This is a genomic window from Lysinibacillus composti, from assembly GCF_016908465.1.
Taxonomy (GTDB): Bacteria; Bacillota; Bacilli; order Bacillales_A; family Planococcaceae; genus Ureibacillus; species Ureibacillus composti_A.
Window position 1 is genome coordinate 62,569 of record NZ_JAFBDY010000007.1, and the last position, 25,903, is coordinate 88,471.

Consider the following 25,903-nt stretch of genomic DNA (forward strand, 5'->3'; position numbering starts at 1 on the left):
GTATACATTTTGTCAGTCACTAAAACATTGTAAAACAACAATAATTTTCTGACAATATATTTCTACTTTTCAAATAGTTTTTGTTCAAAAATTCAGTTTCTCACTATTTTTTCTAATAAGAGTACATTAATTTTAAGCTGCGAACGCTAGCTCCGAGGGCAACTGAAGCAAAACGGGTGTTCTTCACTTTTCTTTACTAATTTCGAACATGTGCAATATAACGCCAACGGATTAAATAATAATAGATTACTTGTACTAAGACTAATAATACAAAAGATAAAACAAATTCCTTTACGATTGATATATTAGCAATGTCTTGCAAAATCTTTTGTAACATGAAAAAAGCAAAGATAATATGCATCATAGCAATTCCCCATGGGAGGAAAAATTGCGGAAATAAATAATGTGAAACAAGGGTCTTCAACTCATTATCCGCTAAGCCCATTCGTTTCAGCACATCAAACTTTCTTTTCTCTGCATCTAGATTTGTATACAGTTTAAAATAAATAAAACTACCTGCTGCTAACAAAAAGACTGCTGCAACTAATAAACCAACTAACGTAAATAAAGAATAGGTTGCTAATAGGTACGAATAACTCAATCCAGCATTTTCAAAATAAAATGGTAAAGAATACTTATCTTTTAAATACTCATTTGAAACTATTCTAAAAATATCTAAACCAATATCAGTCGTTTCAATCCATTGTGGAATATCGAACGTAAATAAATGATACCCAGGTTCTTCGTCCGGGAAACCACTAAATGGTTTTTTTAATTTTTTAAAATCTCCATCACTAATAATAATTGAGTTTAAACTAACAATCGAACTAGGGAAAATCAACTCCGGATAAACACGATCAATCGTAATGGGTATATGATTTTCGACCAAAACAGTTCGGACTTTTGTTTTCGATAATTCCTTTATGGATTCTTCTGTATAAGGTATGAACATTGCTTCCCCTGGTAATAAACGAACCATTGGATAACCATAAGAAAATAATAGACTATTGATATCGGACTCTCTAAACACTTCTACCTCAAATTGAGTAAAGGAAGACGTTTGTTTAACAACATCAAAGTGTGTCATATGATAGGACAATCCCTTATCCTCTAATTGTTTAACAATCGAAGAAATATGCATCTCTTCATAGGGATTATCTGTATGTCCTTTGTAAATTAATCCAAGAGGGTTTAATTTATCGTATTGAGATGTGTACGATGACAACGTAGCAAGCGTTCCAATACATAAAAAGGCTAAAGATGATACCATCGTTACAATAAAAAACATTCTCCCATTATTCTTCATAATAAATGTCTGTTCTGCAATAGAGAGCATGTTTGCGTTTTTCCAATATAATTTCTTTTTCTTTCTAATTGCCTCCAATAAGTACTGAGTCGTATCAGAAAAGAATAAATATGTCCCCACTGTTATACATAACAAGACTAATGAAGCAATAGATATGACAGTTGCTTTTGTTGTGAAAAGAGCCAAAAGATATCCAGCAGCTATTAAAACCATTGCAAGGATTGCCTTTTTTCGAGAATAACTTTTATGGACAATTTCATTTTTATGGCCCTTCATGTAATCAATTAACTTTCGTTCTGATGAAAGATTCACACTAAGTTTAGTAATGACGATAAAAGCACTTGAATAAACGGTTACCGTTAATAAAAACGGCTTCCATGAAAAATATAAAGGAAGGTCCTCTAACATAAGTATTTCACGGACGATCATGAAGAAGAACTTTGAAAAGGCATAGCCAAATATCATCCCTAGGAAAATTGAAATTGTACCAATTAAGAGCGTTTCTAAAAAGATAAGTTTACTTAGCTGTCTTTTTTCCATTCCTAAGTGCAAAAGAATAGCAAATTCCTTACCTCTGGCCTCTAAAAATGCCTTCATGGAGTAAAAAATAAAGAACCAAGAAAATAATACTAAGATAACTTCCGCTATCACCATTCCGAGTATAGGTACATTTCCTAATAATCCGTCTTCAATCTCTGGATGAAATACCAACATAGAATAAATAAAAAACACAAAAACCGAAAAGAAGCTCGCCATAAAAAAGGCCGCATAGATTCGAAAGTTCCGAACGACATTACGGTAAGCGAATTGATGTAAGGTCACCTACTTGCCCTCCTCCTAACAAACTAAGCACATTTAATATGCGTTGGAAAAAAGTTTGGCGCCTGTCATCACGATAGATTTCATTAAAGTACTCTCCATCTTTTATAAACAAAACACGATCACAGAAACTTGCTGCGATTGGATCATGGGTAACCATGACGATCGTCGAATGTCTCTCTTTATTAATTTTACTTAGTAAATCTAGTACTTCTTTAGAATTGTTGGAATCTAGGTTTCCTGTCGGTTCATCCGCTAAAATAATGTTAGGTTCATGAATTAATGCCCTTGCGATTGCAGTACGTTGCGCCTGTCCACCGGAAATTTCGTTGGGACGCTTATATAAAAATGAATGTAAGCCTAATTTCTCCACTAGTCCCTTTAATCGTTCCTCCATCACATGTACTGGTTGTTGATCTAAAGTTAGTGGTAATACAATATTTTCTTCTACTGTAAGTGTTGGTAAAAGATTGAAGTCTTGGAACACAAACCCTAGCTGTCTTCGACGAAAATAAGCTAGCTCTGTTTTACTTAAAAAATGTGGCGTAATGCCATTTAAAATAATCTCACCTGAAGTTGGTTGGTCAATTGTGGAAATTAAATTAAGTAAAGTCGTCTTCCCACTACCTGAAGGACCCATCACAGCAATAAATTGCCCCTTTTCAACTTCAAAGCTTAGTTGATTTAACGCACGATGTGTTACTTTTCCTTCATAAACCTTTGTTACATCCTTCAATTGTAAAATTGGCATGATTAATCCCTCATTTAATCTGTTATTTAAATATTAGTGTTATGGTTGTTCCAACTCCAACTTGTGAGGTGATGATTAATTCGTGATTTAACTTTTCACATATTTCTTTTGCTAAAAATAACCCCATACCAGTAGACTCTCCAGTTTTCCGACCATTTTCTCCTGTAAAGAATGGTTTGGTCACTCGTGAAATATCCGATTGTGGTATGCCAATTCCTTCATCCTTGATTGTTAGAGTTATAGAAGAATCGGTTTTTTCTGCAAAAAATAATACCTTTTTATTTGGTTCAAATGTATATTTAACTGCATTCGTTACAAATTGCCCTAATACGAACCTTAACCATTTTGAATCACTTGCCACAATAAGATCTTCATCAATTTTCGTTTCTGGGAACACCCGATGTGTAATAAATAAACGTTTGTTCTCATTGATTGTTGCATTCACAATCTGTTTTAGATGAACTTGTTCAACTTGCATATCTTCCTCAAAATTTTCAAGTCTTGCGTTCATCAAGACCATCTCAATCCCTCTTTTTAGGCGATCCACTTCTTCTTGAACACTTTTTTTATCAAGAGGATCTCCTTCCTGTAATAGTAATTCTAGTACTGAAATCGGAGTTTTCATTTGATGGATCCATTGATTTAAAAATTGATCGTGTCTATTTTTCACCGCATACAATGTTTGCACCTCATGTTGATATAATCGGTACAATTCATGAAAGTAGTCCTCAGTCTGGGAATGTTCTGGTGACTTCGCATTTTTCTGTAAAGCGTCTTCCATCGAATTTGGTAAGTGTACAATTCGATTTAAGTAATTCTTTCGCATAATAAAACGCGCTGCCAAAAACGAAGTAATTAACACAATGCTAATTACAACAGAATAAACAGCTGTATCAATATTACGAAAACCATCTAACCAATAGAGAGAGAGTATGAACAAAACAACAATTAGTTCAAAGATTACAAATGAAATGTTCTCTTTTATAAAAAGCCGTAAACTCATTACATTTCCTCCGCACTTAAGATAAACCTATAACCCGCTCCACGTACGGTTTCAATGACTGAAACAACTCCATAATCCGTCAGTTTTTTTCGAACCCTTGTCATATTTACATTTAAAGTATTTTCATCGACAAAGGCTTGGTCATCCCATAGTTCCTCTAATAACTTTTCTCTTGGAACGACCTTTGGGGATTCACTTAGTAAAAGCTCTAAAATAGTACATTCTTTTTTCTGTAACGGAATTACATCATCCTTCAGGTGTAACTCCATTCTTTCAAGGTAAAGTGTTAATTGCCCTACCTTAATTGTCCTCTCTTCTAGTCTTACTGAATACTCACCATAAGTTCTCCTTAAATGGCTTTTGATTTTCGCTAGAACAATCTCATAATTAAACGGTTTTGTAATAAAGTCATCGCCGCCATTTTCTAATGCGAAGATTTGGTCCATTTCTCCAGATCGTGCGGATATAAAGATAATTGGACAAGTTGTGTGTTGACGAAGCTGTCGACACCAGTAATACCCATCATAGGAAGGTAAATTAATATCTAGTAAAACAATATGGGGGTCAAAAGCTATACACTCTTCGATAATTCCTTCAAAATTTTGTACAACTTCAACCTCATATTGATATTTCCTTAAAGTTTCTGCTAATAATGTTGCGATTTTCATATCATCTTCAACGATAAATATTCGTGTATTTTCCATTTTCATTCCACCTCTTCAGCTTTGAAAAGTTCATGCTAATTGTAACAGATTATAAGAATATTACGTGATACCTACGCACTCATCTTTTTTAAGAACTTTACAAATCAGAGCCGCAAGCATGCAATTTCACTTTTAAGAACAAAATTCTTATTAATAATTGATGTTAAAACCCACTCACACCTTACATTTCACTGCTTCCATTGCTTTAAAAAATAATTGTCTAAAAATTTCCGATTTCATATTGACGAAAGCTAACTGTTATAATACAATGTAAATAATCAACTCAGTAATATAACAGATTGTCCAGAAGGAGGGGCTCCACAATGTTAGAGAATGTAGTTGAATTCTTCAAGAACTTACCTGAAAAAGTTTGTGTTCAATGCGGTGATAAAATCGAAGAGCAAAGTGAATGCTACAGCAACACTTGTGATAAATGTAACTCTCTATAATCGGTTTTATTATTGATACACTATGCTTATTTTAAATCGCCAACAACTCTTGATTTCAACAAGATGAACCTATAATTAAATTGCTTACATGTAAAATCCTCAAAGCACGCTCATGCTTTGAGGATTCTTTTTAATGTGAGGAGTGTTCTCCATCACTTTCTGTATTCATTTTGGAATGGTCATCTGTACTAGTGTGTTCTTCCATATTTTCACCTGTATCACTGCTTTCGTCTTCAATGACTTTGCTCATATCCGGGTTTCCAGCAATAATTTGTTGCTTCGGCATGGTGTGCATTCCTCGCGCAGTTGTGTGAGCAAACATATAATAAACGCCGTCATGATCGAAAGTTATTTCCGCTTTATAAACACCATCTGCATCTAGCTTGCCTTCTATCATTTTAGCCTCTTCACGATGTCCGGATTCCCAAACTTCGAATTTAACAGATTCAGCATCATTAATATTTTCATTATTTTGTGTTACATGCGCTGCTAGTTCAACCGTTTCGTTAACCGCTACTTTCTCCGGTGTTAAGATGTGAACTTTTACTTCTAACGCCGAAACATCGACCGGTTCATCATTTGTATCGATCTCTGGTTCATTTGAAGAACATCCTAAAAGGAATAGCGGCACTGCTATTAAACTAACTAACCACTTTTTCATTTATATTTCCTCCATACATGGTATTGTAATTGTTACGATTGTACCTTTTCCTAACTCGCTTACTATTGCTAGCTTACCATTATGTTGTGTGACGAGTTGATCTACAATGCTTAACCCTAACCCACTTCCACCGTCTGCACGGCTTCTTGCTTTATTTACACGATAAAACCTCTCGGTAATATGAGGTAAATCTTCAGAAGGAATACCAATTCCATTATCGGCAATTTCAATCACTGCCTTTTCCTTCATTATTTTAGTCATTATGTTAACTTTTGAGCCTACCATCGAATAACGGATTGCGTTTTCAATGACATTGATAAAAATTTGCTTTAACTTTTCTTCATTGGCAAGGGCAATAATATTTTCATCTAATGAAACGCTTAGTGTAATTTTCTTATTTTCTGCTTGCTGTTCCAATAGTTTTACAGAATCCCTAACTGTTTCAGCTAATACAATTGGGTATAGTTCTAGATCCTCTATATTATTTTTAGACCTTGCGAGCTGAAATATTTCATTTGTTAGTCTTTCCATTCTGTTTGCTTCACGAACAATTAACTCCATCGCCTCTTCTTTCTCTTTTCCTTCAACGAAGTTATTTTGAATGGCTTCACTATATCCTTTCACATAACTAATGGGTGTTCTCAGCTCATGGGAAACAGTTGCAAGAAACGTTCTTTGCTCCTCATCTTCTCTCTGAATTTCAGCAGCCATTTCATTAAAGGCTTCCGAAAGCTTTCCAATCTCATCTTTTGATGTAACACTAACCCGAGTTTCATAATTTCGCCGAGACATATTTTCTACTGCTTCATGTAATTCATTTAAAGGTTTCATAAGGAGTTGAATCCCTTTACGGACGAAATATCCTACGACAATAGCAAATAGTAAGACACTACTAATAAGAATGACCACTTCCTTTTTCGGAAGCTCGCTTATCTTCGCTAATGGGTAGTAAAGATACAATATCCCTTCTAAACGATCTTGATCAGTTAGTGGTAAGATAACGGAAATGACTTGTCGATCAAATCTCTTTTCATATCCTATTTTGGTAATATAATCTCCCTGAAGTAATTGCTTTCGCTCATCAGTACCAATCAATGTATCGTAATCAATTTCAAACGGTAAACAGGCACTTAACTCTTTAGGATTGCGAACGGCAAACACTTTGTAATTTGAAAACAGATTATACTGATCAACCTTGTCAACTAGTTCATCCGTCACTTTCCCACCGATGTACATTGTTTGTAGATTTTCTCCTACCTCAACCATCGAATCTTTCGTATGTTCTACATACAATTGCTCATAAATGATATCAGTAAAGACATACATAAATGCAATGGTAATAAATAAAAAGACGAGGATTAATGCCCATATTTTAATTGATAATTTTTTCATTTAAATTTTTTCAAAGCGATAGCCAATACCCCATACTGTTTGTATGTAATCGCTTGCTTCCTTTGATTCTTTTGCAAGTTTTAAACGTAGTGTCTTAATATGAGTATCAACAGTTCTTGTCCCACCTGCATATTCCATATCCCAAACTCGTTCTAAAAGTTGCTCCCTTGAATAAACGATATCTGGATTTTTTACAAATAAATATAAAAGTTCAAATTCCTTTAATGTTAATGGGATATGTTGATTACTCACAAAGGCTTTTCTAGCTACTTCATCAATCTTAATTGGACCAAACTCAATTGTTTTATGAGTTATTTGTGTATCACTCTTTCCAGTTCGTCTTAAAACCGCTGTTATTCTTGCGACAAGTTCACTTGCTGTAAATGGCTTTACAATGTAATCGTCCCCACCAATTGTTAAACCCTTTACTTTGTCATCGTTAGCGTCACGTGCGGTTAAGAAAATAACGGGAACCGAGGAGATTTTCCTTATATTTTCGCAAACGACAAATCCATCTTCCCCTGGCATCATCACATCTAATAACACAAGATCGATATCTTCATTAAAGATTGTATTATAAGCCTCTTCACCATTTGAAGCCGTATATGTCTTAAAGTTATATTTTGATAGAATCATTTTAACTAAATTACGCATGTCTTTTTCATCATCAACGATTAATATAGTCGTCATGTCCCTACCTCCCTAACTAATAATTGAAAAGGTCCTTTATTCGTCTCTATTTCTTTTTCTATTTTTCCGTTACGGATGAAGTACACTTTACTATCATCGTAACCAGCTACAACTATTTGGTCCCTTATATAAGTAACAGAAAAAGGATTAGCACCAACTTCGATGTGCCACAAAACCTTACCCGATAAATTCGTTACAACTAATTCATTCGATCCATGGTTTACAATATAAACTTCATGATCACTTTTGGCAAAACCAATCGGCATAAAGGCTGCTTCTAGAACACCTATATTTTTCCCGGTGTGTAAATCATAAATATCAACTGTCTGGTTTGGCTGACTTCCTTCCCCATGTCCACCAATCCAAATGGAATTCTTTTCAGGCACAACGACTATGCCATTTGAGGATTTATCGATCTCCCACTCTTGTTCAACTTCTAACGTTTTCATATTTAGAACTGATAGAACAGTATCTTTATAGTTTACAACATATAATTTCCCATCATGTGAAGCCATAGACATCGGATAATTTCCCAGTTTTGTTTGGTTTAATTTTTTCCCATTTAGGTCATAGCTCGTAACGGTATTATTAGCGCTGTTTGTTATAAAAAACAATTGGTTCTTTTCATCATAATAGGCATTTGTCGCACCTACTCCTGTTTCAATGGTTGCCTTCTTTTTTCCATTAGAAAGCTGATATAGGTCAGCTTCATTTAGTTCATGTCCATACATTAAAATTTGATCTTTTTGAATTAAGACAGCCCCTGTATAAGCCTTATCAAATTTCCATGTGGCAATCTTATCTCCTGATGGATCATAAAAGCTAACAGCTGGTTCCACAATATTTACAGCGCCGACAAAGGATTGATGATGATTAATAGGAGTAAAACCTTTTTCGGAACACCCTGTTAAAACCATAAGTATTGCAAGGAGTATAAAGACTTTTCTATCCTTCACTATGGTCATCACCTCCAAATCCTATCATACTGCAAAAATGTGAAGTTTAAATGAAACAATTAGTAAAATAGGTGAACTTAGAAAAGCGGAGGCGGTATAAGTGTCCCGTGCAGCTAGACACTGCTCAAACCTCGAAATTTTATACTATACAAAAAAATAGCCCTAAAAGCTTTTTTGCTTTTAGGGTCTATAATTTATTTGAGATTAATTGGCGTTCTGTAATATTTTCAATTAATTGAAGTGCTGCATTTCTTCCCTGTGTAATACAATCGGGTACACTAATGCCATCATATGAACTGCCAACTAGCATCACTTGTGGAAATTCATGTTGAATCTCTTCTTTCACCTGTTGCATCCGTTCGTCATGTCCTACCGTATATTGTGGCATTGATTGCTTCCAACGCGAAACATTCGTAAATTCTGGTGAACTAGTTATTCCGAGTGCTTTTTCTAAATCATTTCGGACAGTTCTCTCAATATCTTCATCTGATAATTCTACGATTGCTTCATCTCCAACGCGTCCAATATAAGCACGTAGTAAATCATACCCTGGTGGCGCTACATTATTCCATTTATGATTTAACCATGTACATGTTGTAATGGATAAATCACTATTTCTAGAAACGAAAAAATTTAGAGCGTCTTTATATTTATTTTCGCCATTTTGTTTAAATGCCATCGTCACAGTAGCAATTGTTGAGTAGTTCATGTTAGGTATGTCTTCTAAAAGCCCATCCTTTTGAAAAATGTCCTTCGTTACATTAAATGGCGTTGTCATAATCACTGCGTCGCATTTTATAGGGGCAATGTGATTCGAGTGAATCTTTACAGAACCATCATTTAAATTTTCAATTGCTTCGACTTTAATTCCCTTTAATATAGAACTTGGATGTAATTGCTTTTCCAATTCCTCTACTAAAGTTTCAAGCCCATTTTTAAAAGTGTTATATGTCTCCACATGCTCTTTTGCAATTGATTTGCCAGATTTATTTATGCCAAGAATTAAACTTCGATACTGTTTCTCTAATTGATAGAACTGCGGGAACATCGAGCGAATACTTAGATGATCAATATCTCCTGCAAATGTACCAGCAAGTATTGGTTCAACTAAATTTTCAACTACTTCTTTCCCAAAACGACGTCGAAAGAAATCACCTATTGGCTCGTCAGTTTGTTCTTTCGTTTTAGGTAATAAAAGATCGCCAACAGCTCTAATTTTACCAGTTAATGAAATTAATCCGGATGTAATGAATGAGGAGACTTCAAGTGACCCACCGAACATTATACCGTTTGGAATCGGGTACAATTGACTACCGACTGCAACGTAGGTTTGCCCTTTGTTGTTATTAACTAACTGTTGTTCTATTCCTAAATCACTCGCCAACTCCTGTACACTGTTTGAGTAGTCTAAAAAAGATTCAGGACCACGATCGATGATAAATCCATCTTTTCTCAAAGTTTGAATTTTACCACCTAACCGTAATGAAGACTCTATTAATACAACATCGATTGGCAAATTTTTCAGTTGTGCTTCCTTTTGTAAATAGAATGCCGCCGTTAAACCGGTAATACCACCACCAATAACGGCAACTTTTCGTCTAGTCAAAGTCACCCTCACCATCACCTCTAAGTTATTCTGCTAGCTTTTTATCGATCGCATCCACCATCGCATCAATAAATAAAGGATGTGTATTTGGCATTGGCGGACGACGATAATTCGCTCCAAGTTCTTCACATACTATTCTACATTCATAGTCATTATCATAAAGAACCTCTAAATGTTCTGTGACAAACCCTACTGGTGTATAAACAAACGAACGGAACCCTTTTTCTTTATAAAGGTCTCTTGTTAAATCTTGAACATCTGGTCCAAGCCAAGGTTCTGGAGTTTGTCCAGCCGATTGCCATCCTACTTCCACATTTTCAATACCCGTTGCTTCTTGAATTAAACGAGCTGTTTCGATTAATTGTTCCTCATATGGGTCCCCGGCTAATTTGATTTTTTCTGGTAAGGAGTGATTTGAAACGATTAGACAAGCTTTTTCTTGTTCTTCAGCCGACATTTCAGCAAATGCATTGTTAACTACTTGTTTCCAATATTCAATGAATTTTGGTTGATCGTACCAAGCCTCAACAGATGTGATTTTCATAGAGCTTCCTAATTTTTCAGCTGCTTCTTTAACACGTCCATTATACGATTTAATTGAGAATGTAGAGAAGTGTGGTGCAAGAACAATCGTTACCGCTTCTGTAATTTCATCCTTCACCATTGCTTCAACTGCATCTTCAATAAACGGATCAATGTGTTTTAATCCGATGTATAATTTATATTCCACTTCATCTTGTACTTCGTTTAAACGTTCACAAAGTGCCTGAGCTTGTTTTTTTGTCATCTCTGCTAGAGGTGAAATACCACCAATTGCTTTATATCGGCTTTTTAAATCTTCTAAATGCTCTTCAGATGGCTTACGACCGTGACGAATATGTGTATAATATCTTTCAATATCTTCTTCTTTATATGGCGTTCCATATGCCATGACTAGTAGTCCACGTACTGGTTTCATGTTTTCACCTCAAAAATTATTATTAGAAGACATATCTCTGCCAAGAACTGTACAAAGTATAAAAACGCCACTTCTTGCTCCTGCGGTTACTCGTCGCAAAATGCTTTAGTTGCAATACTTTGCGACCAATCATGTTGGCCGAGATGGTGTCATTTTATAATGCGGATATCCATGAACCTTTTACTTTCGTATCCGCCAAAAAAACTATTTGTATCAATTATCGTTCAAGTAAGCTAGCTTGCTCACGACTATATTCATGAATAAATGTAGTTAATCGTTTTAATACATCTGGGTTAACTTCAGGGAATACACCATGGCCTAAATTGAAGATATGGCCAGGTACTTGTAATCCTTGATCAATAATATCTTTTGCGCGTTGTTCGATCACATGCCAATCAGCTAAAAGAAGTGATGGATCTAGGTTCCCTTGAACTGCCTTCATAACGCCTAGTTCACGTGCTTTTCGAATTGGCATGCGCCAATCTAACCCTACTACATCGATCGGTAGGTCATTCCATTCGTTCACTAAATGACTTGCACCAACACCGAATAAAATTAGCGGTACATTTTCTTTTCGTAACTCAGCAAAAATACGAGTCATCACTGGTTTAATAAATACGCGATAATCCTCAACATTTAAAGCACCTACCCAAGAGTCAAATACTTGAATAGCTGTTGCTCCTGCTTCAACTTGAGCAGCGATATCTGCAATAATCATATCTGCTAGTTTGTCCATTAGACTAAACCAAGCTTTTGGTTCTGTTACCATAAAGGATTTCGTTTTATTATAATTGCGGGAAGGGCCCCCTTCAATCATATAACTCGCTAAAGTAAATGGTGCACCTGCAAATCCAATTAATGGAACGTCTAACTGTTCTTTTGTCAAAAGTTTAATCGTATCTAAGACAAAAGGAGTGTGTTCTTTTGCATTAAACTCTCCAAGTTTTTCTACATCCGCTACTGAACGAATTGGGTTAGAAATTACAGGACCTACACCTGCTTTAATTTTTACGTCAACACCAATTCCTGGCAATGGCGTTACAATATCTTTGTATAGAATTGCTGCATCTACATTGTATTGATCAACAGGTAATTTCGTAACGTAAGCACATAGTTCTGGTTGATGTGTAATTTCTTCTAATGAATATTTTTCTTTTATTTTTCTATATTCTGCTTGAGAACGTCCAGCTTGTCGCATAAACCAAACAGGTGTATAGTCTGTTCGCTCGCCTCTAGCGGCTCTGATTAATGTATCATTAAACTTTCTCATATTCTAACCCTTCCCCTCATGATCTAGTTAGCTTCGATGTAAATTGTAAATAGTCTACGATTTTTGGTAGCCTTTTCATACATCAAGGCATAAGTTTTAACAGTATAGGAATTCCTATACTGTAATTCGCTTTGTCTTATTTGTGTGTAGCGCAATCGTTACAAAAAACAATTGCTTTTTGCGGTTACTCGCCGCAGTAAGAAATTTGCTATATAAAGTTAAATCTTTTTCATTGATATCCGTTTACAGTCTATACTTTTCCAATAGTAAAGTATAGTTTTATCAATCAAATGTCATAAATTTGTACAATAACACCAAACAATTGGACCTTACTTTTTGACAAATATAAATTGGTTGTTTTTAATAAAAATTAAAATGAAGAACTTAGAATGGGGGATTAAAATGTTCTTTTTCATTACTTCCGGTACGGCTGATTATATGGAAAAACTAAGAATTAAATATAGTACTGAAAACATGTTTGTACTTCACGGTACAGGAAACTCTCTACTATTACATGAGACCGAAAATAAGAAATCGAAGTTTGCTACTCCCCGAAAACATGAAGTCATTGATCAATCAAATCAAATCGAACAAAGAGGATATTTCGTTTTAAACCATATCCCTGTTTCAGATGAAGGAAGGCCCATTTTTGAAAAGCGATTCCTAGAACGCTCCCGTGAAATTGAAAAAGAGCCTGGTTTTATAGCTTATCGATTATTACGCCCACTTGATTCAGACACTTATATTGTCCTTACACAATGGACTGGGCCGAATTCCTATGATGCCTGGAAAAATTCTAATTCCTTTATTAATGCACATGGTCAAAAACAACCTGGCGAGAGACGACAAAATATTTTCAACGCCGCAAGTTATGTAACAACTTATTCAGGAAAGCTTTCTGAAGAGAAATAAATATGAGTTACAAGCCGTTCATCCTTAAAGGACGGCTTTTTTGCTTGGGTGTGCGATGTCGGCAGTTGGCTCCTTTGTGAATAACCATCTGAATGAGTCACGACTTAGGAAGAAGCTGACTATGTTCTTATTTAAAAGCTTTTGGAGTGTGATTGAAGTCTTGGAATAGCGTTGATAGTTCAGATGAAGACTTTTGCATTGTCGTGAGCTTGGAATGCATGTGGCTCATTCACACGATGATTTTGGGAGTTGAGTTTGGATGTCATTCTTCCCTTTATGAACGACTTTTTGTTCCTGATTTTACCTTGGAATGTCGTTCATACCCTTGATGAAGTTCATCCTCGAACTCTCGCAATCCCATTTTGAACTTCATCGCCCTAATGAAGTTCATTCCACATGCCTTTTTCAACCTTTTTGAACTTCATTCCCCCGTTGAAATTCATCTCTATCATTCACAATCCCATTTTGAAGTTCATTCTCTATCATCGCAATCCCACCTTAATCTTCATCGCCACAATACCACCCTATCTTTACCACAATATAAAAGGAGCATTCATTACGAATGCCCCCGAATCCCCCTTGCCCTTACACTTCAATATTTAACCCCGTACCAAGTGTTTGCGCTTTTTTGTATACGCCTTTCGCAACTGCTAAGTCGTAGTAAGATGCACCAACAGATTTGAAGAATGTGATCTCCTCTTCAGTCTCGCGTCCATTCACTTTTCCACTTACTAGGCTTTCTAATTCGGCATAGACATCATTAAACGACCAAATTCCTTTTTTTTCTGCGTCCATCAACTCACCAGCTTCATCTTTTGCACCATGAAGGTCGTCCACCACAATTTTGGATGCCGTTTTAATCGTCGTATGGTCAATCTCATGCATATGTGGAAGATATGAGCCAACACCGTTTACATGTGTCCCAGGTCGTAAATACTCTCCATCAAATACCGGTGTTGTTGACTTCGTTGCACAGCAGATGATATCCGCTTTACTTACGGCATCATTTACTTCGTCGGCAATCTCAAATTCTACTTCAACACCAACCGCTTTTAATTGATTTGCAAAACTCATAGCTTTTTCTTTTGTACGATTAAATAATATGATTTTTGAAATACCACGAATCGCTAGAACACCCAGTGTTTGTTCAAAAGCCATTGCGCCTGTTCCAACGACTGTTAATACTTTTGCATCTTTTTTGGCAAGTGCATCTGTCGCTAAAGCCGTCATCGCTCCTGTGCGAAGTCTAGTTAAATAGGAAGCATTCATGACAGATAAATGCGAACCATCCTCTGTGCTTGTTAACACAATAATTCCTTGAGTTGTCGGTAGCTCTTTTGCAGGATTGTTCGGAAAGATGGTTACTACTTTCACTGCCGCTACTTTATTCTCTAGATCCGCACTCGGCATATAAAGGGATGTCGCACTTTCTTCTGGAAACTCCAAAACTGTACGATGTGGTGATTGTACTTTATTTTGAACTTTTGCAATTAACGTTTCTCGAACATCTCTAATGGCATCTTCCATTAAATAAAAACTTTTGATTTCCTCTTGGTTTAAAATAATCAATTCCCACACTCCAAATCTTCTAAACATTTATTAATTTACTGTTGTTGTTTCACGCTTTTCTACTTTTGCTTTATTTTCTACTTTTACACTATTAAACTCATCTAACTCTTGGTTGCTCTTTTCTTTTACTGCTAGTACAGCAATTAATGAAATAACTGCCGTTAAGATTATATAAATAGCAACAGGTACATAAGAATTGTTAAACTTCACAAGTAAAGCTGTTGCTACTAATGGTGCCGTACCACCTGCTAATGCAGCACCAATTTGGTAACCTAAAGAAACTCCCGTGTAACGAATTTTTGCATCAAAGATTTCTGAGAACATTGTTCCTAACACTGCTGTGATTGGTGCCCAAATGATCCCTAATCCAATAATTGTAGCAATTAAAAGCGTTGCAAATGTACGTTGTTCTAATAACATAAAATACGGGAATGCATATAACATCATGGCTACAGTACCGTATATATACACTTTTTTACGTCCAATTTTATCTGATAAATTACCCATAACAGGCATTAAGAATGTCGTCACAATCGTACCAATCATAACTGCTACTAACACTTGAGTACTTGTAAATCCTAAATTATTAGTTCCATAAGATACGATAAATGTGGCAAAGATATAGAATGGTGCCGTCTCAACAACTTTTCCACCAACTGCAATTAAAACCTCTTTCCAGTGGTATTTTAATGTATCTGCTATCGGTAGTTTCGGAATATCTCCGGATTCTTTTATTTTTTTGAATGATGGCGTTTCGTCAAGACCTTTACGAATCCAAAGACCGAATAACACTAAAACTGCACTTAAAATAAACGGAATTCTCCAACCCCAAGCAACGAATGCCTCTTGAGATACTACAGATGTAATAAATGTTAAAGCACCAGAACCTAAGAACATCCCTATTGTTACACCCATTTGAGGGAACGCACCAAATAACCCTCGTTTATCTTTTGGAGCATACTCTACAGCTAGTAGAAGTGAACCACCCATTCTCCTCCTATACCAATCCCTTGAATTAAACGTAATACAATTAATAGAATTGGAGCTGCCACACCAATTGCTTGGTATGTTGGAAGTACACCCATTAAAACAGTTGCACCACCCATGATTGTTAATGTAATTACTAATGTTTTCTTCCGACCAACTCGGTCACCAATATGACTGAAAATAACTCCACCTAATGGTCTAATTAAGAACGCCAGTGCTAATGACGCATATGCCAATAGCAACCCTACTGTTGGATCTTCTGCGACGAAGAACACTTGGTTAAATACTAAGGCTGCAACCGTCCCATAAAGGAAATAATCGAACCATTCAATTGAACTCCCTACTAAACTGGCAATCCAAACCTTTGTCATTTCTCTCCTACTCATACACATTCCCCCTTGCACGAAATTAAAGTGACACTTCAATAATTAATTAAAAAATTTTTGAAGCGTCACTTAAATTTATGTAAGTCAATTATTACATAGTTAGGAATTTTCGGTCAATATAATTTTAGCCATCCTCATCAAGTTCTATCAAGCTCTTTAGATGTTGAATTAAGTCTCCAGTAATCATTAAAAAAAAGAAACTTTTAAAATCTCCTATTTGAACTCGACATAATGTTGATTAAGCGCATTACCAATTCCCCCTGCAATTTATTAAATGCGCTAAATACAAATACATCGCTTTTTCAAATACAAGTTTTGAAGTAGAATCTGAATGACCACTTTATTTATCTCTTGAAATTCGATTGCCTTAAACTCTTAAAAAATGTACAAGTGTTTGAGTTAAATAAATCAGTAAAGTATAATTATCAATTGTTTAAGGATGTGATCAGATGACGATTGGCGAACAACTTCGAAGCATTAGAAAGAATCATAAAATGACGTTAAAAACCCTTTCTGAAAAAACCGGTGTATCTATTAGTTTTTTATCTCAAGTTGAGCGTAATAAATGTAATGTCACTCTGGAGTCTCTTAGAAAAATAAGTGATGCGTTAAATGTAAATCCAAGTGTCTTTTTCCCTCAAAATCAAGAAGATGATTCTAATAAACTTTATCCCTTTATTTATGAGGATTTATCAAATCAAATTACTGGGGCATCGTTTCATCCAATCTTAGTTACTTTAAAACCTAAAGAAAATATTGGGAAGGAATTCTCTCATTACGGACATGAATTTATCTATGTTCTTTCTGGGATTTTGACCATTTCTTTAGAAGGAAAAACCTTTGAATTGAATGAAACGGAGTCTTATATGTTTGATTCATCGCGTAATCATTATTGGTGGAATAATAGTGATGAAGATGTTCATTTTCTTTTAGTTTCAACTCTATAACATAAGAAAAAGCCGAGACACTCTATAAAACGAGTGCTTCGGCTTTTTTTAGTAAACAGGTGTTGGATTTTTCGATACTTTAAATGTTATTTCACTAATAATTAAAATAACCAATGCTGAAACAAAAAATAACGGTTGTCCGATTGAACAAAGCATGACAATGATTGCTTGAACAATCATAAATAATCTGATTAATTTGTGGACCCCTTTATTTCTCTGATTTTCTTCCACTGGAAATAGCATATCCATTCTAAATTCACTAGATGATAATAACGCATATTTTAACTGAATCGTTGTAGCAAAGGAAAGTGCAGCTGCTACAATCCAAGTTACGATAGGGATGTTCACGAAAAACGCAATAATTGCCGTTATGGCTGTTAAACGGACCCATAAGTAAAAATGATCGTCCGTTCGAACAAAAGTACGGAACACTAAATAACTTTGTGTATTTCTTTTATTAAACGGAACAAAATTATAAACAGAATTTAGCCATGAACGACGTCTAATTGACCCTCTTAAATGCGGTACATCGGTAAAGTAATTCGCAAATCGATAGAATCCCATCATACGATTTTGTTCTAGTTTAACAAAATGCTCATATGGAATTGGCTGTTCCCTCACCTTTTTCTTTAGTGAAAAATTATAAGCAACCAACAAGATGACATATATTAATCCCACTAAAAATCCTGTCGTTAAAACAGTTTGAACCGCCAATATGGAAAGTAATATACGAGCAATTCGATCAATCAGTACATGATTTCCACGATTACTGTAACGATAGTTGAACTCGATTTGAACATTACAATACTTTAATAAAATAATTAACAGTAAACCAATCCAAATTTCCGATGTTGATAAATCTGTAACAGCATTTAACAATGGAATCGATACTAAGTAAACAACCGCAACTAATCCTATTTGAGACCAAAAAGTCCAATTCAGAGCCTTTTTAAAGTAAACAAACATCTTTGACTCAACAGGCAATAAATACACTTGGTCTGGTTCTTTTAACAACGTTACTGGACGACTAAAACCTAAAACTAAGCCAATAATGATTGCTATTAGCCAAACTGCTGGAAAATCGTGATCTACAACTTTTAGCCATTCACTATATTGATAACCGACCGAGCCAATTACGAACACCATAACAATAGCCAAATGACCTGTAAAAACATACTTCATGTATTTCTGAACTTCATTCATATAATGAATAAATCTTTTTGACCAAACGCTTTGCAAGTTATTCATTGTCTTGCTCCTTCGTCATGGCAATATATAAATCGTCCAGTGTTGCATTTGGCATATTAAACGCTTTACGTAAATCAGCCATTGTCCCTTGAGCACGAACTCGGCCTTCATGGAGTAAAATAATTCGATCACAATGTTTTTCAGCTGTCGATAAAATATGTGTAGACATTAATACGGAAGCACCCTGATGTTTCTTTTCATCCATTTGATCAAGTAAAGATTGAATACCGAGTGGATCTAGTCCAACAAACGGTTCGTCAATAATATAAAGCGAAGGATTTACAAGAAACGCACACATAATCATTACTTTTTGGCGCATCCCTTTTGAGAAATGTGAAGGGAACCAATTTAGTCGTTTTTCCATTCGGAATTCTTTCAATAAAATTTCTGATCTTTCTTTTAATGTTTTTTCATCAATACCGTAAGCCATTGCTGTTAACTCTAAATGTTCTTTTAATGTTAACTCTTCATATAAGACAGGTGTTTCTGGAATATATGAAAATGAAGAACGGTACTGATCCATATTTTCCTTTAACGTTACACCGTTCAAGCGAATTTCACCATTTTGCGGAAGGAGTGTCCCGATAATATGCTTGATGGTTGTACTCTTCCCTGCTCCGTTTAAGCCAATTAATCCTACAAGCTCACCTTTTTCAATTGCAAAAGATAGATCTTTTATTACGGGTTTTCTTGTATATCCACCTGTAACATCTTTTAGTTGTAGCACTGTCATTTTAGTCACTCCTATTCTTGTTATCAGTTTAGCAAAAAAAGCGAATGGAATCAGTTCTCATATGTTAAAATGAATACAAAACTTGTCATGAGAGGATGTTTTTTATGAATGATTGCATTTTTTGTAAGATCGTTGATGGTACAATTCCAAGCACAAAAGTCTATGAAGATGAAAACGTATATGCATTTATGGATGTTTCCCCTTTAACAAAAGGACACACATTACTTGTCCCAAAAACGCATGTGAAAGATCTTTTTGAAATGCCGGAAGAAGTAGCAGCGAATCTTTATGCTGTTGCACCTAAAATTGCAAATGCCATTAAATCAGCTTTTAATCCTGCTGGTCTAAATACAATCAATAATAACGGCGCTTTTGCTGGTCAAACTGTTTTCCATTACCACCTGCATTTCATTCCTCGTTATGATGAAACAGATGGCTTAAAAGTAAAATGGGAAACAAAACAAAGTGAATTTACACCTGACGTATTAGGACAAGTTGCTGCACAAATTAAAGAAAACCTTAATTCTTAATAATTGGTTTTAAGTATGCTTTTCACTGCTCTAATATTCATTGGAGTAGTGAAATTATTTTTATAGTATTCTATTATAAGAGGTTGCAAATTATATCTAATAATATTAAAATCATCTTAAGTTTTCGCTAACGGCAATGAGTGCACGTTAGGAAAATCAAAAAGAGCTTAGTAGAGGAGAGCAAAGAAATGAATACGAAAAATTTAGTTTTAATGGCGCTTTTAGTTGGTGTTGGTACGGCTTTATATTTAGTCATCCCTGGCATTAATGGAGGCATGAAGCCAGACTTTATGTTAACAATGATGATTATTGGCATTCTTTTATTCCCAACTGTTAAAGAAACATTTTTAATTTCAGTTGCAACTGGTGTTTTGTCTGGTTTATTCTCAACATTCCCAGGAGGATTTGTTCCAAACGTTATTGATAAAGCAGTAACTGGCTTTGTAGTATTAGCAGTTGTGCTTGTGCTTCGCCACTTCGTACAAAAAATTGCAGTATCAACTGTTTTAGTTGGATTAGGTACAATGTTATCAGGTTCTGTTTTCTTATCAATGGCCTTAGCACTAACAGAAGTACCAATTGATTTCGCGGTAATGTTTGCTACAGTTGTTTTACCAGCTGTCGTAATGAATGCAATTGCATTTGTCATTATCTATCCAATTATTACGAACCTATTAAAACGTTCTAACTTTCAAACAAGTGTTACTAGAGCATAATTAATTTAAGTTTTAAAACCTGAAGCTACTTAATGTACATTTCCATTAAGTAGCTTCTTTTTCATTTTCTTATTTCATGGTTTAATAAGGGTAGAAAAAGGAAACTTTCTTATTAGGGATCACACAAAGGAGATGATGTACATGAAAGCAAAACCATTTTTAATTGGTCTATCTGCAGGTATACTCGGCGGAATGACAGCTATACTTTTCACTGCTCCACAATCAGGGAAAGAACTACGCACTAATGTAAGGTACAACTCAGTTAAAGCGAAAGATGACCTTTTGAATGTAAAAAAACAGGTTGTCCAAGTAAAAGAATCCGTTTCTACACTAAAAAGCGAAGCAAGAAATAATATACCGAAAATAATTAGTGAACTTAAAGAGTCAATTACTAAATATAAACAAGAAATCGAACCACAAACTGAAAAACTAAAACAAGAAATAGAAAGTTTACAGCAATCTATTACAGAAATCGAGAATAATTTATCAGAAGCAAATAATAAAAAAGAAAATAAATAACAAAAACCTGTAGTACTTTTTACCCAAAACAAACCTAATTCGCAACCCACGATCTACTATTTTTATCATAAAATAGTATTTTTAAAACATGTTTCAATTATTCAATTTTTCTAACTTTAAACTTTTTTCTTTTATTGCTATAATATTTAAAACAAACGCTACGAAAGAAGAAGGTGAATGGTTTGTCTGGAGAATCTTATACAATGAAAGATGCTATGCTTTACAGTCAAAGAGTTGCGCAATTATCTAAGGCACTTTGGAAAGCGGTTGAAAAAGATTGGCAGAATTGGATTAAGCCTTACGATTTAAACATTAACGAACATCATATTCTATGGATTTCATTCCATTTGAAAGGTGCATCAATTTCAGATATTGCTAGATTCGGTGTAATGCACGTTTCAACTGCTTTTAACTTTTCTAAGAAATTAGAAGAACGCGGGTATTTAACTTTCTCTAAACGAGATGATGACAAACGTAACACATATGTAGATTTAACTGACGAAGGCAATGCGTTAATTCTTAAAATGTACGATCATTATCATGATTCTAACCATTCAATCATAGATGGATCACTGCCATTAAAAGAATTGTATGGTAGATTCCCAGAATTTTTAGATGTTATGGCTGTTATTCGAAACATCTATGGTGAAGATTTTATTGAAATTTTTGACCGTTCCTTCAGTAATTTTAAAAGTTCACTTGAAGAGCATGAAGACCGTTTAATCGCTAGAAGCTAGAGAGTTTTGTAGAATAACAGGCTACATTTATTTAATGAAAGATGATGGTACTTCTTTTATTAAAATGTGAACAAAGAATAAATTGTTAATTTCATGTCAACATTTTGGGATGAGTGTAGTAATACACTCATTTTTTGTTTACAATAATCTTTATCTTAAAATTTTAAGGAGTATCATACATGCATTGCTGGAAAACAATTAATGTCCAACGAGAATATGGACCAACCAGATTAGCAATATTGTGTTCCATTATTTTTGTGATTGTATTTTCCTTTTCGTTCGTATTTCTAAGCCCATTACCTCCTGCAATATATAATGATGACTTTATATGGGTCTTTTTTATTTGTATTTTTGTACTTTACCCGATCCATAAATTGGTTCATTATTATTCGTTATTTAACTATAGAAAGAACGTTAAGATTAAAGTACGTTTTGAATTAATTCTAATTATTAACATTCGAATCAAAAACATGATTCCTAAAAAAAGGTACATTTTTACACTTCTCTCACCTTTTTTAATTTTAAATTCAGCGTTAATTATGGTTACACTTTTTTATCCGCAGTATTCGCATTATAGCTGCATACTCCTCGCCATGCATTGCAGTATTTGTTTAATTGATTTGTTATTTGTTATAGACCTGGTAGGTGCACCTAAAGAAGCAGTAATCGAGGAAACTCCAAAGGGATATGAAATTTTAGTACCACCAAATTTTTAATGGCTATACACTTGTCATTTATTAACATCATTGATATTCTTAAAGGAAGTGAGAGAGGGGAGGAATAGACTTGCTACTATTAGTTGTAGTGCTATTCTCGTGTGTTTATTTATTACAAATAAACAGAATGACATATGCACTTTGTATTCAAAAAGAAATCCCTGAAGAGAGACACCCCAAAATATTCCGAACTATAAATGTTCTTATTACGATCTTATTAGTTTCTTTTTATATTGAAGTTTCTGTTGCAATGTAAAACAAAGTAAAAAAGAAGCTAAAGGTTTTTTTAATCCCTTTAGCCTCTTTTCAAATTGCGCAATTTAGATTAGTACATGAACGCTGCACCAACGATAATTAATAAAATGAATAATACAACTAGAAGCGCGAAGCCACTGTTGTAACCGCCGCCGTAAGAACTACCCATCTCGAACACCTCCTTTCAAAGTCTATATTATTCAACGGAGTTATTCGAATCTAGGCAAGGGACATGGAACCGTTTCGTTTTTTTTACGTTTTTGTTATAGTTAACATATTTAAATACGAGGAGAGTTTATATTAATATGAAAAAGACATTTATGGCACTAACGCTTGCTACTTCTGTATTCGCACTTTCAGCATGTGGAAATACAGGTGATGAAGTCGTTGTATCATCAGAATATGGCGATATCACTAAAGATCAATTTTACGATGAAATTAAATCACTTGCTGGTAATGCATTACTTGAACAAGTAGTTATCGAACAAATTTTAGAAAACAACTATAAAGTGACAGATGAAGAAGTTGACGAACAGTTCAATTCAATGAAAGAACAATACGGTGATTCTTTTGCATCTGTATTAGAAGCAAATGGTTTAACTGAGAAAGCATTTAAAGACAACGTACGCTTCTCTCTTCTACAAGAAAAAGCCATTAAAGACGTAGAAGTAACAGATGAAGAAATTAAAAAATATTACGACCAAGCAAAATATGAGTTAAATGCGCGTCATATTTTAGTAGCTGATGAAAAAACGGCTAAAGAAGTGGAAGATAAACTTAAAAAAGGTGAAGATTTCGCTAAATTAGCAAAAGAATATTCTCAAGATGGCTCAGCTGCAGAAGGTGGAGAATTAGGTTGGTTCACAGTTGGAACTATGGTTCCGGAATTTAACGATGCAGCATATGCTCTTGAATTAAACAAAGTAAGTGAACCAGTTAAAACTGAATTCGGTTACCATATTATTGAAATTACGGACAAGCGTGAAGTAAAAGACTATGGTACTTTAGAAGAGAAAAAAGATGAAATCAAAGAAACAATCGCGGCAACTAAAGGTGATTGGGATGCAAAAGTTGCTGAGTTAGTTAAAGATGCAAAAGTCAATATTAAAGATGAAGATTTAAAAAGCGCTTTAAATAAATACGACACTTCTTCAAAAGATTCTAAAGAAGAAGAAAAAGCAGCTGAAAAATAATAAAAAAACGCGTAACTCCTTTATAAGGGGTACGCGTTTTTTTATTTAATCCGTCTTAGCTTAACGAATTTGTATTGTTCTCTCCTTGTTTAAAAGGTGTGAGACATCTACTGAATGAAAAATTATATTTTCTTAACGAACTCTGATTTTAATTTCATCGCACCAAAGCCATCGATTTTACAATCAATGTTATGGTCACCTTCGACTAGTCGGATATTTTTAACTTTTGTTCCGATTTTTAATGTTGAAGAACTACCCTTTACTTTTAAGTCTTTGATGACAGATACAGTATCTCCATCTTGTAACAGATTGCCATTGAAATCTTTTACAACTAGAGACGTTTCTTCCACCGCATCCTCCTCAGACCATTCATAAGCACATTCAGGGCAAACATACAAATCGCCATCTAAATATGTATATTCCGAGTTACACTTTGGACAGTTTGGTAAATTCAATTTTATGAACCCCTTTTCATTAATTTTCTATAAGTTTTATATTAGCTTTTTCTAAGGTAACATACTTAAATTCTATTATGAATGAAGTTTCGTCAATACTATACTTTATTCAAAAGTCGGTTTGTAAAAAGAACGATTATCTAACGCAAATAGTCTTTCAGTAAATTCACCAGGTTTAGTTTTTGATAGAGCTCTAGTTAGCATGTTCATTTTCGCATCAACATTATCAATATAATGCAAAATTTCAGCTTCTTGAATCATCGGTTTTTTCGGGCTTCCCCATTCTTCTTTCCCGTGATGCGACAAAACGATATGTTTTAAAATCGTTACTTCCTCTCCATCAATCTCTAACTCTTTTGCTGCCTGCCCTATTTCATCAACCATAATGGAAATATGGCCTAATAAATTCCCTTCGATCGTATAGGTTGTCGCAATGGGACCAGAAAGTTCTTTGACTTTACCGATATCGTGCAAAATGATACCAGAATAAATCAAATCTTTATTTAACGTTGGGTAAAGGTCACAAATGGCTTTCCCTAATCGCAACATCGAAACAACATGATCAAGTAATCCTGAGGCATAATCATGGTGGTTTTTAGAGGCAGCTGGGAAAACTAAAATTTCTGGTTGATATTTTTTAATCATATATCTTGTAATTCTTGATATATTTGGATTTTTAATTTCAAAGAAAAACTGAGTTAGCTCTTCAAAAAGTTGTTCTTTCGGTGTAGTCGAAGATGGTAATAAATCATGGATTTGAACTCCCTCTTCAGGCTTAGCTACACGAATCTGCTTAATGCGAAGTTGATTTTTTCCACGGTAATCATGGATTTCCCCACCGACACGTACAATCACTTCAGCTTGGTATTTTTGTTCATGTTCTTCATTTGTATCCCATAACTTTGCTTCAATATCGCCACTCTTATCCTGTAAAATGAGTGTCATAAAAGGTTTTCCAACAGTGGTTACCCCTTTGGTTGCCTGTTTAATTAATAAAAACTGATCTACTGGTTCCCCTGCCTGGAGTTGCGTAATACCTTTCATAAAGAAACCCCTCCTTTTATCTACAATCGATTTATACTATTCATCAATTAATATTGTACCATGTGACATTCACTCATAGTACGAAAACATCACTATCTATACTTTTTTAGGACATGATGTTAATTTAATTTTCATATATAATTGTAAATATCTACAAGGGAAAGGATGGGATATGATGGAGAATTATCGTTTCACAGCATTTGAAAAGTCGGGGAAGGTTTTATTTGATGAAGTATGGAGCTTTGAAAATGAAGCAAAGGCAAAAGCTGAAGGACAAAAAGAAATTGAATTAAGAGGCGTAGCAGCTCAAACACATCGTCTAGTAAATTCAGCAGGAAAACTAATACTCTTTCATGTCTAATCGATTATCGTTTTAGTCTGAAAAATAACT

At 34.6% G+C, this 25,903-nt stretch carries 28 protein-coding genes and 1 pseudogene; 11 read left to right on the forward strand and 18 right to left on the reverse strand.

The annotated features are described in order from the left end of the window. Positions 1 to 196: 196 nt before the first annotated feature. Genes JOD29_RS09510 through JOD29_RS09525 form a run of 4 tightly spaced genes read right to left on the reverse strand, consistent with a single transcriptional unit; the run spans position 197 to position 4,583 of the window. Positions 197 to 2,128: an FtsX-like permease family protein gene (locus JOD29_RS09510; protein WP_124764381.1), complete on the reverse strand. Its 1,932-nt coding sequence runs from the start codon at positions 2,126 to 2,128 to the stop codon at positions 197 to 199. Next, complete coding sequence (locus tag JOD29_RS09515) at positions 2,100 to 2,876, reverse strand: ABC transporter ATP-binding protein (protein WP_124764382.1); 777 nt, start codon at positions 2,874 to 2,876, stop codon at positions 2,100 to 2,102. The genes JOD29_RS09510 and JOD29_RS09515 overlap by 29 nt, the downstream gene beginning before the upstream one ends. Positions 2,877 to 2,898: 22 nt before the next feature. Next, positions 2,899 to 3,879: a sensor histidine kinase gene (locus tag JOD29_RS09520; RefSeq protein WP_124764383.1), complete on the reverse strand. Its 981-nt coding sequence runs from the start codon at positions 3,877 to 3,879 to the stop codon at positions 2,899 to 2,901. After that, on the reverse strand, positions 3,879 to 4,583 hold the full coding sequence (locus JOD29_RS09525; RefSeq protein ID WP_124764384.1) for a response regulator transcription factor: 705 nt from the start codon (positions 4,581 to 4,583) through the stop codon (positions 3,879 to 3,881). The genes JOD29_RS09520 and JOD29_RS09525 overlap by 1 nt, the downstream gene beginning before the upstream one ends. 323 nt (positions 4,584 to 4,906) lie before the next feature. Between JOD29_RS09525 and yhfH the strand changes: the two genes are divergently transcribed. Further along, a complete protein-coding gene (gene yhfH / locus JOD29_RS09530) occupies positions 4,907 to 5,032 on the forward strand; it encodes a protein YhfH (protein WP_124764385.1) in 126 nt (41 codons plus the stop codon). A gap of 130 nt (positions 5,033 to 5,162) precedes the next feature. On the opposite strand, the gene JOD29_RS09535 is transcribed toward yhfH, so the two are convergent. From JOD29_RS09535 to hemE, 7 genes are all read right to left on the reverse strand, one after another. After that, positions 5,163 to 5,693 carry a FixH family protein gene (locus JOD29_RS09535; protein ID WP_124764386.1) on the reverse strand — a complete coding sequence of 177 codons (531 nt, stop codon included), beginning with the start codon at positions 5,691 to 5,693 and terminating at the stop codon, positions 5,163 to 5,165. Beyond that, positions 5,694 to 7,085 carry a sensor histidine kinase gene (locus JOD29_RS09540; RefSeq protein WP_124764387.1) on the reverse strand — a complete coding sequence of 464 codons (1,392 nt, stop codon included), beginning with the start codon at positions 7,083 to 7,085 and terminating at the stop codon, positions 5,694 to 5,696. Next, on the reverse strand, positions 7,086 to 7,775 hold the full coding sequence (locus JOD29_RS09545) for a response regulator transcription factor (protein WP_124764388.1): 690 nt from the start codon (positions 7,773 to 7,775) through the stop codon (positions 7,086 to 7,088). Continuing rightward, a complete protein-coding gene (locus tag JOD29_RS09550; protein ID WP_124764389.1) occupies positions 7,772 to 8,740 on the reverse strand; it encodes a YncE family protein in 969 nt (322 codons plus the stop codon). The genes JOD29_RS09545 and JOD29_RS09550 overlap by 4 nt, the downstream gene beginning before the upstream one ends. 178 nt (positions 8,741 to 8,918) lie before the next feature. Continuing rightward, positions 8,919 to 10,343: a protoporphyrinogen oxidase gene (hemY, locus tag JOD29_RS09555; protein ID WP_338088302.1), complete on the reverse strand. Its 1,425-nt coding sequence runs from the start codon at positions 10,341 to 10,343 to the stop codon at positions 8,919 to 8,921. A 19-nt stretch (positions 10,344 to 10,362) separates the two neighbouring features. Further along, positions 10,363 to 11,295 (reverse strand): ferrochelatase, encoded by a 933-nt coding sequence (gene hemH, locus JOD29_RS09560; protein WP_124764390.1) that lies wholly within the window; start codon positions 11,293 to 11,295, stop codon positions 10,363 to 10,365. 217 nt (positions 11,296 to 11,512) lie between these two features. Further along, on the reverse strand, positions 11,513 to 12,565 hold the full coding sequence (hemE, locus tag JOD29_RS09565; protein ID WP_124764391.1) for a uroporphyrinogen decarboxylase: 1,053 nt from the start codon (positions 12,563 to 12,565) through the stop codon (positions 11,513 to 11,515). Positions 12,566 to 12,967: 402 nt separating this feature from the next. Between hemE and JOD29_RS09570 the strand changes: the two genes are divergently transcribed. After that, positions 12,968 to 13,477: an antibiotic biosynthesis monooxygenase family protein gene (locus JOD29_RS09570; RefSeq protein WP_124764392.1), complete on the forward strand. Its 510-nt coding sequence runs from the start codon at positions 12,968 to 12,970 to the stop codon at positions 13,475 to 13,477. Between the two features lie 585 nt (positions 13,478 to 14,062). Here JOD29_RS09570 and JOD29_RS09575 read toward each other — a convergent pair. Both JOD29_RS09575 and JOD29_RS09580 read right to left on the reverse strand, forming a co-directional pair. Next, positions 14,063 to 15,046, reverse strand: coding sequence for an ornithine cyclodeaminase family protein (locus JOD29_RS09575; protein WP_124764393.1), 984 nt, complete (start codon positions 15,044 to 15,046; stop codon positions 14,063 to 14,065). 30 nt (positions 15,047 to 15,076) lie between these two features. Then, a pseudogene (locus tag JOD29_RS09580) lies at positions 15,077 to 16,419 on the reverse strand (MFS transporter). A 449-nt stretch (positions 16,420 to 16,868) separates the two neighbouring features. On the opposite strand from JOD29_RS09580, the gene JOD29_RS09585 reads away from it, so the two are divergent. Next, positions 16,869 to 17,366 carry a helix-turn-helix domain-containing protein gene (locus JOD29_RS09585; RefSeq protein ID WP_124764394.1) on the forward strand — a complete coding sequence of 166 codons (498 nt, stop codon included), beginning with the start codon at positions 16,869 to 16,871 and terminating at the stop codon, positions 17,364 to 17,366. Positions 17,367 to 17,414: 48 nt separating this feature from the next. On the opposite strand, the gene JOD29_RS09590 is transcribed toward JOD29_RS09585, so the two are convergent. After that, positions 17,415 to 18,614 (reverse strand): ABC transporter permease, encoded by a 1,200-nt coding sequence (locus tag JOD29_RS09590; protein WP_124764395.1) that lies wholly within the window; start codon positions 18,612 to 18,614, stop codon positions 17,415 to 17,417. Continuing rightward, complete coding sequence (locus JOD29_RS09595; protein ID WP_124764396.1) at positions 18,607 to 19,347, reverse strand: ABC transporter ATP-binding protein; 741 nt, start codon at positions 19,345 to 19,347, stop codon at positions 18,607 to 18,609. The genes JOD29_RS09590 and JOD29_RS09595 overlap by 8 nt, the downstream gene beginning before the upstream one ends. 104 nt (positions 19,348 to 19,451) lie before the next feature. On the opposite strand from JOD29_RS09595, the gene JOD29_RS09600 reads away from it, so the two are divergent. The 6 genes from JOD29_RS09600 (at position 19,452) to JOD29_RS09625 (ending at position 22,821) form a co-directional block, all read left to right on the forward strand. Continuing rightward, complete coding sequence (locus JOD29_RS09600) at positions 19,452 to 19,877, forward strand: HIT family protein (protein WP_124764397.1); 426 nt, start codon at positions 19,452 to 19,454, stop codon at positions 19,875 to 19,877. Between the two features lie 188 nt (positions 19,878 to 20,065). Next, complete coding sequence (locus JOD29_RS09605; protein WP_124764398.1) at positions 20,066 to 20,593, forward strand: tryptophan transporter; 528 nt, start codon at positions 20,066 to 20,068, stop codon at positions 20,591 to 20,593. A 141-nt stretch (positions 20,594 to 20,734) separates the two neighbouring features. Next, positions 20,735 to 21,112, forward strand: a complete 378-nt coding sequence (locus JOD29_RS09610) for a YtxH domain-containing protein (RefSeq protein WP_124764399.1) — start codon at positions 20,735 to 20,737, stop codon at positions 21,110 to 21,112. Positions 21,113 to 21,315: 203 nt separating this feature from the next. Then, a complete protein-coding gene (locus JOD29_RS09615; protein WP_192894221.1) occupies positions 21,316 to 21,849 on the forward strand; it encodes an HTH-type transcriptional regulator Hpr in 534 nt (177 codons plus the stop codon). 179 nt (positions 21,850 to 22,028) lie between these two features. Then, the gene (locus JOD29_RS09620) at positions 22,029 to 22,565 is read left to right on the forward strand and encodes a DUF3267 domain-containing protein (protein ID WP_124764401.1); all 537 of its coding nucleotides are present in this window, start codon (positions 22,029 to 22,031) and stop codon (positions 22,563 to 22,565) included. A gap of 70 nt (positions 22,566 to 22,635) precedes the next feature. Continuing rightward, on the forward strand, positions 22,636 to 22,821 hold the full coding sequence (locus tag JOD29_RS09625) for a hypothetical protein (protein WP_124764402.1): 186 nt from the start codon (positions 22,636 to 22,638) through the stop codon (positions 22,819 to 22,821). Between the two features lie 69 nt (positions 22,822 to 22,890). On the opposite strand, the gene JOD29_RS09630 is transcribed toward JOD29_RS09625, so the two are convergent. Beyond that, positions 22,891 to 22,989 carry a YjcZ family sporulation protein gene (locus JOD29_RS09630; RefSeq protein ID WP_124764403.1) on the reverse strand — a complete coding sequence of 33 codons (99 nt, stop codon included), beginning with the start codon at positions 22,987 to 22,989 and terminating at the stop codon, positions 22,891 to 22,893. Between the two features lie 136 nt (positions 22,990 to 23,125). Here JOD29_RS09630 and JOD29_RS09635 point away from each other — a divergent pair, with 136 nt between their 5' ends. Then, positions 23,126 to 24,013, forward strand: coding sequence for a peptidylprolyl isomerase (locus tag JOD29_RS09635; protein ID WP_124764404.1), 888 nt, complete (start codon positions 23,126 to 23,128; stop codon positions 24,011 to 24,013). A 122-nt stretch (positions 24,014 to 24,135) separates the two neighbouring features. Here JOD29_RS09635 and JOD29_RS09640 read toward each other — a convergent pair whose 3' ends face one another. Continuing rightward, entirely contained in the window at positions 24,136 to 24,468 is a 333-nt protein-coding gene (locus tag JOD29_RS09640; protein WP_124764405.1) for a zinc ribbon domain-containing protein YjdM, read from the reverse strand. Between the two features lie 105 nt (positions 24,469 to 24,573). Next, complete coding sequence (gene yhaM, locus JOD29_RS09645) at positions 24,574 to 25,512, reverse strand: 3'-5' exoribonuclease YhaM (protein ID WP_124764406.1); 939 nt, start codon at positions 25,510 to 25,512, stop codon at positions 24,574 to 24,576. A 175-nt stretch (positions 25,513 to 25,687) separates the two neighbouring features. Between yhaM and JOD29_RS09650 the strand changes: the two genes are divergently transcribed. Continuing rightward, positions 25,688 to 25,873, forward strand: a complete 186-nt coding sequence (locus JOD29_RS09650; protein WP_124764407.1) for a YhzD family protein — start codon at positions 25,688 to 25,690, stop codon at positions 25,871 to 25,873. The last annotated feature ends 30 nt before the right edge of the window (positions 25,874 to 25,903 follow it).